This window comes from Sphingomonas azotifigens NBRC 15497, from assembly GCF_002091475.1.
GTDB classification, from domain to species: Bacteria; Pseudomonadota; Alphaproteobacteria; order Sphingomonadales; family Sphingomonadaceae; genus Sphingomonas; species Sphingomonas azotifigens.
The window spans coordinates 1-12844 of the sequence record NZ_BCTR01000021.1 but is presented as its reverse complement, the minus strand read 5'-3'; the positions used below and the strand labels follow the sequence as shown (position 1 = coordinate 12844).

Here is a 12844-nt window from a genome sequence, read left to right as displayed (position 1 = left end):
CGTCCCTCCTCAGGCGGCCTGCGTCGTCGCGGGTGCGGCGGCGGCGTCTTCCAGCGCGATCACCTCGCGCGCGACGGCAAGGGCCTTGTAATATTCGCCCTGGGCGAGCTCGCTGGCGAAGCGGACGCAGATATCCTTCGCCTCCGGCGTGCCGAGCGCGGCGATCAGGACGCCGAGCAGTTGCACGACCGAGTCCTGATGGGCATCGCGACCCGCCGGATCGATATAGGCGAGCATCGTCGCGAAATAGAGCTGGCGCGCCAGGCTGGTCGCCTCTTCGGGCCGCATCACCTCGCGGCCGCGCAGGATGGATACCTTGTTCTCCACGGCGATCTGCGTCCGCCCCACGGCGCGCAGCACGGCGCCGTTGACGATCGCCTTTTCGCCATCGCGAAGCGTGATGCGCAACATGGAACGGGCCTTTCGATAAGCGTTCCTCAACTTATAGGTGCGTTTCCCGGCGCCGCGGCGATTACCCGGCAAATTTTGCCGCCCGGGACGCGGAAAGCGGCAAAATCGCCCCTTCGATTTGGACGGCCCTGCCACCCCTCTACAATGGGGATGTCGCCGGCGTGGGATCGCGCGGGCATCTCGAGGAGTTTTGAACTTGAGCCTCTATTCCGCTCTTTACGCTGGCGTTTCCGGGCTGAGCGCGCAGTCGAGTGCCATGGCCACGGTTGCCGACAACATCACCAACATCAACACGGTCGCCTACAAGGGGGTAGATGCGCAGTTCCGCACGTTGGTGACCGATGGTCGCACCACGTCGAGCTATGCGGCCGGTGGTGTGGCGGCGACGCCGATTTCGCAGGTCACCAAACAGGGTCTGCCCCAGGCAACCGGCAGCAGCACCGACCTCGCCATCAACGGCGACGGCTTCTTCATTACCCGCACGGGCACCTCGGGCACGGACCCGGTTGCCTATACCCGCGCCGGATCGTTCAAGCCGGACGAGCAGGGCTTCATGCGCAACCCGTCGGGCATGTACCTGTATGGCTGGCGCCTGGATGCGACCGGCAACTACACCAACACCGGCAGCGTCGATGCGCTGCAGCCGGTCCGCCTGAGCGATCTGGTGGGAACGGCGGCGCCGACCACCAAGCTGGAAGCGCGCATCAACCTTCAGTCGGACGCCGATATCTCGACCGCAGCGGCGAGCTATACGCCCGCTGCTCCCGGCCAGATGGCAGCATATGCTGCGAACAACGCGACGGGCGTCGCGCCCACCTTCTCGCGTCCGTTCACGATCTATGATTCGCAGGGCGGCAGCCACCAGCTCAACATGTCGTTCCTGAAGACCGCGCCGAACACCTGGCAGGTAGAAACCTATGTGACGCCCGCGAGCGACGTTACCGCGGCGAACGGCCTGCTGGCGAGCGGCACCCTGAAGTTCAACGGCGACGGCAGCCTCGATAGAACGCCGACGACCGGTTCGTCGCCATCCCTCTTCGCGCCGCTGAACGTTTCGTACACCAACGGGGCCACCTCCGTTCCGATCACCATGGCCCTCGGCGACGACAAGGGCATCAACGGCATCACCTCGTTCGGCCAGCCGTCCTCGATGATCCGCGGCGGCGCCGATGGCGGCATCCTGGGCAACATCGCGGCAACCGACATCTCGCCGGAGGGCGTGGTCAGCGCGATCTTCGACGACGGATCGACCCGCAAGGTGTTCCAGCTGCCGATCGCCACCTTCCCGAATCCGAACGGGCTCACCCGCGTGTCGGGCAACGCCTATAGCGGCAACCGTTCCTCGGGCACGATGACGATGAACGCGCCGGGCCAGCTCGGCGCCGGCAAGCTCCTGTCGAACACCCTCGAGGCTTCGACGGTCGATCTCGCGAGCGAGTTCACCAACATGATCCGCTTCCAGCGCGCCTACAGCGCGTCGTCGAAGATCATCACGACCGTCGACGACATGCTGCGCGAAGTCAGCGATCTGAAGCGCTGACGACTAAGGCCGGGGGACGCACGACATGGCGCTGAACGATATCCTTGGAACCGCCGTCTCCGGCCTGGCAGCAGCCCAGGCCGGATTGCGCGCGGTATCGAACAACATCGCCAATGTCGGCGTCACCGGCTATGCTCGCGAGCGTGTGACGCTCTCCACCCAGGTGGTGACCGGGCAGGTCAGCGGCGTGAATGTAGGCGAGCCCGAGCGCGTCGCCGACCGCTTCCTCGAAGCGACGGTCTATCGCCGGGCCGGCGACTATGGTCGCGCCGAGGTGACTTCCAGCTATCTCGACCGGTTGCAGGCGCTGCTCGGCGAGCCGGGTTCCAAGTCGGGCCTGCCGGCGCGCCTGGACGCGATCAGCGCCTCGGCCAACGCGATGACGGGTTCCCAGTCGTCGGCGCAGACCCAGGCAGTGTTCGTCGGCAACGTCTCCGACGCAATCTCGTCGATGCAGCAGACCACGCATGACGTGGACGGGCTGCGCGCGGACGTGGAATCGGAGGTCGGCTATTCGGTCGACAAGATCAACACGCTGCTTCGCCGCATCAACGACCTGAACGGCACCGTCGCACAGGCCACCGGCCTTGGCCGCAGCGCCAGCGGCGCCGCCGACCAGAGGATGAACGCGATTGAAGAGCTGAGCGGCATGCTCTCGGTCAACGTGCGCGACCAGCCGAACGGTCAGGTGTATATCGAGACCACCTCCGGCCAGATGCTGCTCGACTCGCGGTTGCGGCAGCTCGACTATCCGAACAGCGGCAACGGCACCGGCAGCTCGCAGACCACCTATCCGGACATCAGCATCCGCTTCGCCGACAAGAGCGGCTCGATGGGCGCGCTGACCGGGGAAAAGCTCGACTCGGCAGCGGTCGGCGGCAAGCTGGGCGGCCTGCTCGATCTGCGCGATCGCGCGCTGCCCGCTTTTTCCGAGCAGCTGGGCACCGTGTTCAGCGGCCTCTCGGAGGCACTCAACGCCGTGTCGAACGAAGGCACCACCGTGCCGCCGCCCGCCAGCATGACCGGCCGGCAGACCGGGCTGGTCGCCGGCGACCGGCTCGGCTTTACCGGCAAGGCTACCTTTGCCGTCACCAAGAGCGACGGCACGCTCATCGCCAAGACGGATATCGATTTCGACGCACTTGGGTCGACCGCGACCGTGTCGGACATGGTCAACGCCATCAACAGCGGCCTGGGCGGCGCGGCAACGGCGAGCTTCAACAACGGCGTGCTGAGCTTCGCCGCAGCGGGCACCGGCAACGGCGTGCTGATCGCGCAGCCGGCCACCACGCCCAGCTCGCGCGCCGGCGTGGGCGTTTCGCAATATTTCGGCATGAACGATCTGGTCACCAGCGGCACCAGCAGCCTGGTGCCCACCGGCTTCAATACATCGGACCCGCATGGCTTCACGACCGGCGAGACCGCGCGCATCGTGCTGCGCGATGCATCGGGTCTGGCCCTGACCAGCTACACGCTGCAGCCGCAGACCGGCGGCACGATGGGCGACATCGTTACTGCGCTGAACAGCAGCCCGCTCGGCAATTTCGGCAGCTTCTCGATGGACAGCCGCGGGCGCATGCGGTTCGATCCGGCCAGCGGCCTGTCCGGCGCATCGCTGTCGATCGCCGCAGATTCGACCGACCGCTTCAACAGCGGTCGCAGCTTCTCCTCGCTTTCGGGTCTGAGCGGCGTCAACAGCGGCCTCGATACCGCGAAGGTGCGCAACGACATCGCCGCCAGTCCGAACCAGCTGGGGCTCGCGCGCTTCAACGCCACCGCTGCGGTGAACACCCGGGCGCTCGGCGCCGGCGACACGCGCGGCGCCACCGCGTTCGTCGACAAGCTTGCCGCCCCGCTCGATCTGGGCAAGGACGGCGTCACCACGGTGAACCGCTTCTCCACCCAGTTGCTCGGCCGAGCGGGGCTCGAGGCGAGCCAGGCGGCGAGCCGGTTCGACGATGCCAATGCCCGCAAGTCCGATGCCGTGAACCGGCGCGACAGCTATTCCGGCGTCAACATCGACGAGGAACTGTCGCAGATGGTGGTGCTGCAGAACAGCTATTCGGCCTCTGCCCGCGTGATGAGCACCGCGTCGCAGATGTACGACACGCTACTCCAGATGGTTCGTTAAGGGAGCTCCTTCATGACTCGTGTTGCTACCATCCCGCTCCAGCGCACCATGGCCAGCGCGATTTCGACCGCGCAGGAAAAGCTGGCGATCACCCAGAAGCAGCTGTCCACCGGCAAGAAGGCGGCCGATTTCGCGGCGCTCGGCACCGAAACCGTGCGCAACCTCTCCGCGCACACGCTGCTCGAGCAGCAGAAGGCGCAGTCGACCGTGTCGAAGCGCGTGTCTACGACGATGTCGCTGTACCAGGGCCATATCGAGGGCATCTCCACCTCGACCACCGACCTGCGCAAGCAGATCATGACCGCGATCGGCACCGGCCAGTCGGCGGGCCTGCAGGAGGCGATCGAAAGCAGCTTCGCGCAGATGCGTGCCTCGCTCAACGCCTCCGAGGGCGGCGTGCCGATGTTCGCCGGATCGCAGACCGATCAGTTCCCGTTCACCGTCAACACGCTGGCCGATGCCGCCAATGTGCCGGCGGACCAGGCCTTCCGGGATGACGATGTGCTGTCCACTGCGCGCGTCGCCGACGGCGTCGACGTGACCTATGGCATCAACGCCAGCTCGATCGGCAAGGGCCTGTACGAGGCATTCCGCACGCTCGCCCAGGCAGGCCAGATCGGTTCGACCCTCACGCCCGCCAACCAGGCGGCGCTGCAAAAGGCGGTCGCGCAGCTGGACGACGGCACCAAGCAGCTCAACGCGGTCAATGCCGACAATGGCCGCAAGCAGAACCAGGTCGACGACCTGACCCAGCGCGGCGACGATCGCGGGCTGCTGCTCCAGCAGGTGATCCAGGACAATGAGGATGCCGATCTGGGCCAGGTGGCGGTAGATCTGGCGCAGCAGAAGACGGTGCTCGAGGCGAGCTACTCCGTCTTCTCGCAGCTGAGCAGCCTGAGCCTGGTCAAGTATCTCTGAGCGCGATGGCGCGCTCGAACACGGCGGTCAGCATCGGTTCGGTCAGCCGGCCGATATTCTGATTGTACCGCGAGACGTGATAACTATCGAGCACCACCTGTCCCTTGGGCAGGCGGTGTTCGGCGCCGTGGGCGAAGCGCGCCTTGGGCAGCTTGCCACCCAACGCCTTCACCGCGGACTGGTGCGCGATCTCACCGAGCGCGACGACGATGGGTGCGCGCAGCTGCCCGGCGAGAAAGGGGCGGCAGGCATGGATCTCGGCTGGGGCCGGGCGATTTTCCGGCGGCAGGCAGCGCACCGCGTTGAGGATCAGCACGTCCTTGGGCGCGCCGGCTTCGGCTAGACCCAGCTTCTCCAGCACCGCGAACAGCAACGCGCCTGATTCATCGCCGTGGAAGGCCGTGCCGGTGCGGTTGGCGCCGAGGCGGCCGGGGGCGAGGCCGACGATCGCGATCGGCGCGTCCGGCGCGCCCAGCGCCGGGACGGGCGCGTTCCACCAGTCGGGCTGCTCGGCGCGCAATTGGGTGCGCAGCGCGACCAGGCGCGGGCAGAGCGGGCAGTCGTGATCGGGTTCTGGGCTTGGCGCGGACATGGCGGCGCGATAGGCGCGCGGTCGTGCCTGCTTCAAGCTACATCATCGCCCTGGGCTCGAACCGCCGGGGCCGCCACGGCAGCCCGCGTGCGGAGGTCCATGCGGCGCTGGCGGCGATCGGTGGCGTGCGCGCGTGGTCGCGGGTGCACGAGACCGCGCCGCTAGGACCCTCGATCCGCCGATTCGCCAACGCCGTCGCATGGATCGACAGCGACGAGACGCCCGGGGCGCTGCTTGTCAGGCTGAAGGCGATCGAGCGTGCCTTCGGGCGGCGGCGGGGCCAGCGCTGGGGCGCGCGGGTAATCGATCTCGACATCGTGCTGTGGTCGGGCGGCTGCCAGGTCGCGCCCGGACTGGTCGTCCCGCATCCGCGCTATCGCGAACGCCGTTTCGTGCTGGCGCCGCTGGCCGAAATCGCGCCACACTGGCGGGACCCGGTGACCGGCCGCGCGACGCTTCCTTTACTGCACGCGGTTGACCGGCGACGCCCCTGCGCCTAGGTGGCGCGATGTGGGTCCGTAGCTCAGTCGGTAGAGCAAGCGACTTTTAATCGAGAGGTCCCGGGTTCGAATCCCGGCGGACCCACCACCGCCTCTCTCCGTCGAGACCCGCGCCGCGAGCCGATCCTCGACGCTTGCAGCCTGCGCCATCGTCGTTCTTTCTTCGCCCGCATATGCGCTGCTATGCGGATAGGAAGTCGTTTATTTCACGGAATAATTGCCCGGTTGAGCGGCATTGGCGCCGAGGCGCGGTCGATGGCGATCATTTTTGATCGCAAACGCAAAGGGGAAGCGGCCGCGCTCTCCAGTTGCACGTGTAGTTAACCTGTTGGTCTTCTGCTCAGATAATTCAGATTCATCGAGAAATTGCTTCCAGCCCTTTGTGAATCTAGCTGAACGAGCCTGAAGACAAGCTTTGGCAACGCGGCAAGCTTGCCGCTGATCGTTAATCATTTCGCTAGAGATACGAAATAGCCAAGCGGCGCATCGGGGGATGGCGTCGCGTGTGCTGCGCGTCCCATTTCCCGCCGCATTCTGCATAGGGGGTATGGACTAAATGGTTGGAATTGGACGGGCTTTCGCCAAGCCGGTGTCGCATCGTCGCGCCCATTCGCGGCGGCATGCCGCGCTGCTGTGCGCTACCATGCTCGCTGGTCTGGCAACGCCGGCCGCGCACGCACAGACGCTGCCGAGCGGCGGTTCGGTCGTCGCGGGCAGCGCCTCGATCGTTTCCGGAAACGGCGCCACCACGATCCACCAAACCTCCGATCGCGCGATCATCAACTGGAGCGACTTCTCGATCGGCCAGGGCGGCGCGGTCACGTTCGACAATGGCAGCGGCGCGACGCTGAATCGCGTCACCGGCACCCAGATCTCGCAGATCGACGGGCGGCTGAGCGGCACAGGCTCGGTCTATCTGATCAACGCCAACGGCATCGTCGTCGGCAAGACCGGCGTGGTCGAGACGGGCGGGACCTTTGTCGGTTCGACGCTCGACGTCGCGGATGCGGCGTTCCTGCGCGGCGGTTCGCTCGAATTCACCGGCACCGCGCGGGCGAGCGTGATCAACCTCGGCAAGGTCGGCGCGCTGGGCGGCAACGTCGCGCTGATCGGCATGACCGTGGTGAACCAGGGCGAGATCGGCGCGGCCAATGGCAGCGCGCTGCTCGCCGCGGGGTCACGCGTGTTGCTGCGCGACACCGCCAACGACGCGGGCGGCCTGATCAGCGTGCTTTACGGCGATGCGGCAACCAGCGTCGCCAATGGCGGCCTGATCCGCGCCGCCAGCGCCGAGCTGCACGCGCAGCAGGGCAACGTCTATGCGCTCGCCGGCAACAGCGCGGGCACGATCAACGCCACCGGCGTGCGCGCCGGCCAGGGCAAGGTGTGGCTGGTCAGCGATGCGGGCACCACCAAGGTGGCGGGCACGATCACCGCGCAAGGGGCGGGCGGCACGGGCGGCTTCGTCGAGACCTCGGGCCATGTGCTCGACATCGGCACCGCCAGCGTCACGGCCGCAGGCGGCAAGTGGCTGCTCGATCCCATCGACCTGACGCTCACCCAGGGCATGGCAGATGCTCTTTCCCAGTCGCTCAACGGCGGGACAGACGTTGAAATCTATACCAACGACACTGACAGCAGCTACGGCTACGGCGACTACGGCGACGGCAACATCACCGTCACCGGCAATGTCGCCTGGAGCAGCAGCGCGAAGCTGACGCTGAACGCCTGGAACAACATCGCGATCAACGCGGTGGTGGACGCCGGCGCCACGGGCAACGTTTCGCTGCTCTACGGCCAGGGCGCGGCTGCGGCGGGCAATGCTGCGCGGCTGACCTTCGGCGCCGGCGGCAAGCTGAACCTGCCCGCGGGCAATACGCTGACCACCAAGCTGGGCAGCGACGGCCAGCTGACCAACTGGCTGGTGCTCACCGCCCTCGGCCAGGAAAATTCCTATTCCGACGGCTCGCTGCAGGGGCTCGTCGACAACAGCCCGCAAAACATCGCAATCGGTGCGGATATCGATGCGTCGGCGACCGCAGGTTGGAACGGCGGCTTCAAGCCGTTCGTCGGATTCTCGGGCATCTTCGAAGGCCTCGGTCACACCATCCAGTCGCTGACGATCAACCGGCCGAACGGCGCCCAAATCGGCCTGTTCGCGAATCTGGCGGGCACGGTCCGCAATCTCAACCTCACCGATGTCGCGATCACCGGCGACGGCAACGTCGGCAGCCTCGTCGGCTCGGCAGCTTCCGGCAGCGTGATTCAGAACGTGTCGGCAAGCGGCACAGTCAACGGCGGCCGCAGCTATGGCGGTCTGGTCGGGTACAATCAAGGCACGATCGACCAGTCGCACGCGGGCGTGAACGTCACTGGCGGCTATAGCGCCGGCGGTCTGGTCGGCACCGCGAGCGGCGGCAGCATCACTCGCTCCTATGCGACCGGAAATGTCAGCGGCTCGAAACAGGTCGGCGGCTTGGTGGGCCTGAATGGGGGCACGCTGGATCAAGTCTATGCCACCGGCGCTGTTGCCGGCTCGGATCAATTTACCGGCGGCCTGGTCGGCGTGAACGGCGGCCCCATCCGTAACGCCTTCGCCAGCGGCGCTGTTACGGGCACGAAGACTGTCGGCGGCCTGGTGGGCTTCAATCAAGCCACGCTCAGCCAGTCCTACGCGACCGGCACCGTCACCGCCACCGGCGGATGGGCGGGCGGGCTGGTCGGCAGCATGCCGGCAGGCACGATCGACCAGGTCTTCGCGACCGGCACCGTGATCAATGCCGGTTCGGCATCGTCCCTGGGCGGACTGGTCGGGCAGAACGGGAACGGGACGATCACCAACGCCTATTGGAACACCAGCACCGCCGGCGTCGCCAGCGGCGTGGGCAGCGGTAATGACAGCGGGGTGAGCGGGCTTACCACCGCCCAGCTCGCGGCAGCGCTGCCCGCAGGGTTCGATTCGGCGGTCTGGGGCAACGCCAACAATGCAACCACGCCCTATCTGAACGGCTTCGGCTTTGCGCCGATCAGCGGCAGCGTGCTGCTCGGCAACGATGCGTCCGCCACGCCGATGCGGTACAACATGCTGCTGTCGGTGGATCAGCTGCAGGCGGTCAACCAGAACCTGCAGGGCAACTTCGTTCTCGGCACCGATCTCAGCTTCGACTATCCCCAGGGGAACGGCTCCAACTTCGCGCCGATCGGCCAGGACACCGCGTTTTCGGGCACGTTCGAAGGGCTTGGCCACACCATCAGCGGCCTCGTGATTGCGCGGTCCGACGACAAGGTGGGGCTGTTCGGGTGGAACCAGGGCACCATCCGCAACGTCTCGCTCGAAAGGGCCTCGGTCGAAGGGAATAACCTGGTCGGGGGCCTGGTGGGCCTGAACAGCGGCGGCGTCATCGGAAGCTCGGTTTCGAACGGCTCGGTGCGAGGTTTCTCGGTGGTTGGCGGCCTGGCCGGCAGCAACGACGGCACCATCACCCAGAGTTCGGTATTCGGCAGCACGACCGTGCGGGCAAGCACCGAGTCCGTCGGCGGTCTGGTGGGCGCAAACACCGGAGCGGTTTCGGTCAGCTATGCCGATAGCCGTGTTTCCGGATCTTCTGCGGGCGGCCTGGTAGGCCTGAACAGCGGCTCGATCGCGCAATCCTATGCCATCGGCACGGTGGGCGGATACGACGCGATCGGCGGCCTTGTCGGCCGTCATGACGGAGGTACCGTATCGCAATCCTACGCCGCAGCCACGGTCGGCGGCTATGCTCGCGTGGGCGGTCTGATCGGCGAAATGGACGGTGATGCTACGCTGAGCCAGGCCTTCTCGCTCAGCCGACCCGACGGCAGCGGCGGCAGCTTCAACGGCCTGATCGGCGAGCGTGCCGACGGTGCCGCCGTGACGGCAGCCTATTGGAACACCAGCGCGTCGGGCACCGACACCGGCGTCGGCACGGGCGGTACCAGCGGCATCAGCGGCCTCACCAATGCCGAGATGGCGAGCGCGCTGCCCGCCGGCTTCTCTGCCGGCGCCTGGGCCAATGGCGGCAACATGATGACGCCCTATCTGCTCAGCCATGCGGGCATGGCGACGGGCGGCCCGGTGTTCCTGCGCGACGCGGTGTTCGATACGTCGGGTTCCGGCACGCCGGGTTCGCCTCCGTCCAGCACGCCCGGTTCGTCCGGCCCGAGCCCGCTGGCCCAGCCGCTGTACGGCGTGATCACCACGGTCGCGCATCTCAGCGGCATCGATCGCAACCTGTACGGATCCTATGTGCTGGGCAACGACATCGATGCCAGCGTCACGCGTGACTGGAACGGCGGTGCCGGATTCCTGCCGATCGGCACGCACGGCAGTTTCGCCGGCGTGCTGGACGGTGCCGGCCACACCATCCGGGACCTGACGATTGCGCAGGACGGCGGAAGCCGCGTGGGCCTGTTCAACACGATCGGAGGGGACGGGCTGGTTTCGAACCTGACCTTGAGCAACGTCAATATCCGCGGCGCTTACTATGTGGGCGCGCTCGCCGGATACAATTACGGCACGATCCGCGACGTGGCGGTCTCCGGTTCCGTGACGGGCGCGGCCAACGGCCACGGCAGCGGCCAGGAGGTCGGCGGTCTGGTTGGCGGGAGCTCGGGGACGATTGCGAACAGCCATTCGGACGCCACCGTCGCCGGCTTTGACACGGTCGGCGGCCTGGTCGGCGTCCTCGATGGGGGCGGCACGATCGAGAATTCGTCGGCAACTGGCAGCGTCACCGGCAGGTCGTCCCTCGGCGGGCTGGTCGGGTTTGCTGTCACTGGCGCCCGGATCTCCGGCTCGTCCGCGACCGGCCGGGTCGAGGGCGTGGCGGTCACCATCGGTGGCGACACCTATAGCAGCAACGCGGTCGGCGGATTCGTCGGCGCTTCCGATGCCGCGATTTCCAATTCGTTCGCGACGGGCAATGTTTCCGGCGGTACCGCGGTCGGTGGCTTTGCCGGCAATTGGGGCGAGGTGCAGGCAAGCGGTATCCACGCCAGCGGTGCAGTAACGGGCGAGCAATATGTCGGCGGCCTGATCGGGTATGCGGACAGCGGTTCACTGCGGGATTCCTTTGCAACCGGCACGGTGACGGGGGTCCGCGGGGATGCATCCTCACAAACCTATGCGATCGGTGGACTGGTCGGTTATTCCAGTATCGACATTACCAACGCCCATGCCGACGGTGCGGTCAGTGGAGACGCTAACGTCGGAGGCCTGATCGGCATCGCCAATAGGGGGAGCATCCTCGATGCCTATGCCAATGGTGCGGTGACGGGCGACGCTTATGTCGGCGGCCTCATTGGGTGGCAGTCCGACGAAGCATCGGTGCAGTCGGCCTTCGCTACTGGCGCGGTTTCGGGCGTCAGCGATCAAAGCCGGAGCATCGGCGGGTTCGTCGGGATGAGCTATGGCAGCATTTCCGATGCCTTTGCCACCGGCGCGGTATCGACCGGCATCAGCGTCGGCGGCTTCGTCGGCGATCAGGAAGGCGGCGGCATCGTTCGCAGCTATGCCAGCGGCGCCGTGCGCGGGAGCGACTCTGTCGGCGGCTTCGCGGGCATGGTGCAGCTGAACGCCCCGATCAGCAATCAAGACAATGTCTGGGACATGACGGCCTCCGGCCAGACGGCCGCCTCCCAGGGCGGTTCGATGGCCGGCGTGACCGGGCTGACGACGGAACAGATGCACAGCGCGGCGAGCTTCGCGAACTGGTCGATCGACAGCGTCGGCGGTTCGCAGAGCGCGACCTGGCGCATCTATGAAGGTGCGACCGGGCCGCTGCTGAAGAGCTTCCTGACCCGCGCGACGGTCACCAGCGGCGGGACGACGGTCTATGACGGCACGGTCCAGTCGGGCAGCACGCTGATCACGCTGGACGGCGGCGTCAGCGCCGACCGCAACCTGGTGTACGGCACCGCCACGACCTCGTGCGCCGGGGGCAACTGCCGCGACGTCGGCAGCTATTCGGTCGGGTACACCGGCGGCCTCTATTCGGGTCCGCTCGGCTATGACCTGGTGGCAGGGGACGCCAGCACGCTCACCATCACGCCGCGCGCGCTCACCGTCACCTACACGGCCGGCACCGTCAGCCGCACCTACGGCGACGTCAATCCCGCGTTCACCGGCACGGTTTCGGCCGATGGCCTGGTAGCAGGCGATGCGCTCACCGGCACCGCAAGCTGGGCCAGCGATGCAGGGGTCCGCAGCAATGTCGGCAGCTATGGCGTGACCGGCAGCGGCATCGGTGCGTCGTCCAACTACACGCTCACCAGCGTGCAGGCCGACAGCAACGCCACCGCGCTGACGATCAACCCGCGCGCGCTTACCGTCACCTACACGGCCGGCACCGCCAGCCGTAGCTATGGCGATGCCAATCCGACGCTCACCGGCACGGTGTCGGCCGATGGTCTGGTCAACGGCGACGCACTCACCGGCACCGCCGGCTGGGCCAGCGATGCGGGGGTCCGCAGCAATGTCGGCAGCTACGGCGTGATCGGCAGCGGCATCGGCGCTTCGTCCAACTACACGCTGACCAGCGTGCAGGCCGACGGCAACGCCACCGCGCTGACGATCAACCCGCGCGGGCTTACCGTCACGTACGCGGCCGGTACCGCCAGCCGTACCTATGGCGACGCGAACCCGGCCCTCACCGGCACGGTGTCGGCGGATGGTCTGGTCAATGGCGATGCGCTCACCGGCACCGCCGGCTGGGCCAGCGACGCGGGCGTTC

General features: G+C 67.0%; 7 protein-coding genes and 1 tRNA gene. 6 read left to right on the top strand and 2 right to left on the bottom strand.

Annotation, left to right across the window (positions count from 1 at the left end; genetic code table 11):
* Positions 1-9: 9 nt before the first annotated feature.
* On the bottom strand, positions 10-411 hold the full coding sequence (locus tag SAZ01S_RS08965; protein ID WP_084581932.1) for a flagellar biosynthesis repressor FlbT: 402 nt from the start codon (positions 409-411) through the stop codon (positions 10-12).
* A gap of 196 nt (positions 412-607) precedes the next feature.
* On the opposite strand from SAZ01S_RS08965, the gene SAZ01S_RS08960 reads away from it, so the two are divergent.
* The 3 genes from SAZ01S_RS08960 to SAZ01S_RS08950 are packed head-to-tail and all read left to right on the top strand — an operon-like array spanning position 608 to position 5000.
* Complete coding sequence (locus SAZ01S_RS08960; protein WP_084581931.1) at positions 608-1951, top strand: flagellar hook protein FlgE; 1344 nt, start codon at positions 608-610, stop codon at positions 1949-1951.
* 25 nt (positions 1952-1976) lie between these two features.
* Complete coding sequence (gene flgK, locus SAZ01S_RS08955; protein WP_084581930.1) at positions 1977-4082, top strand: flagellar hook-associated protein FlgK; 2106 nt, start codon at positions 1977-1979, stop codon at positions 4080-4082.
* A 12-nt stretch (positions 4083-4094) separates the two neighbouring features.
* The gene (locus SAZ01S_RS08950; protein WP_084581929.1) at positions 4095-5000 is read left to right on the top strand and encodes a flagellin family protein; all 906 of its coding nucleotides are present in this window, start codon (positions 4095-4097) and stop codon (positions 4998-5000) included.
* Here SAZ01S_RS08950 and SAZ01S_RS08945 read toward each other — a convergent pair.
* Entirely contained in the window at positions 4987-5592 is a 606-nt protein-coding gene (locus SAZ01S_RS08945; protein ID WP_084582077.1) for a uracil-DNA glycosylase family protein, read from the bottom strand. The two genes, SAZ01S_RS08950 and SAZ01S_RS08945, sit on opposite strands and share 14 nt — an antisense overlap.
* 23 nt (positions 5593-5615) lie before the next feature.
* On the opposite strand from SAZ01S_RS08945, the gene folK reads away from it, so the two are divergent.
* From folK to SAZ01S_RS08930, 3 genes are all read left to right on the top strand, one after another.
* Positions 5616-6092 carry a 2-amino-4-hydroxy-6-hydroxymethyldihydropteridine diphosphokinase gene (folK, locus tag SAZ01S_RS08940; RefSeq protein WP_084581928.1) on the top strand — a complete coding sequence of 159 codons (477 nt, stop codon included), beginning with the start codon at positions 5616-5618 and terminating at the stop codon, positions 6090-6092.
* A gap of 12 nt (positions 6093-6104) precedes the next feature.
* Positions 6105-6180 (top strand) — tRNA-Lys (locus tag SAZ01S_RS08935).
* Positions 6181-6735: 555 nt separating this feature from the next.
* Positions 6736-12844, top strand: a 6109-nt coding sequence (locus SAZ01S_RS08930) for a GLUG motif-containing protein (protein ID WP_167693120.1), incomplete at its 3' end; no start/stop codon positions are given.

What these genes read in the sequence shown, in the direction of transcription:
- SAZ01S_RS08965 (WP_084581932.1), bottom strand. Translation starts at nt 411, where the DNA reads ATGTTGCGCATCACGCTTCGCGATGGCGAAAAGGCGATCGTCAACGGC.
- SAZ01S_RS08945 (WP_084582077.1), bottom strand. Translation starts at nt 5,592, where the DNA reads ATGTCCGCGCCAAGCCCAGAACCCGATCACGACTGCCCGCTCTGCCCG.
- SAZ01S_RS08950 (WP_084581929.1), top strand. Translation starts at nt 4,095, where the DNA reads ATGACTCGTGTTGCTACCATCCCGCTCCAGCGCACCATGGCCAGCGCG.
- flgK (WP_084581930.1), top strand. Translation starts at nt 1,977, where the DNA reads ATGGCGCTGAACGATATCCTTGGAACCGCCGTCTCCGGCCTGGCAGCA.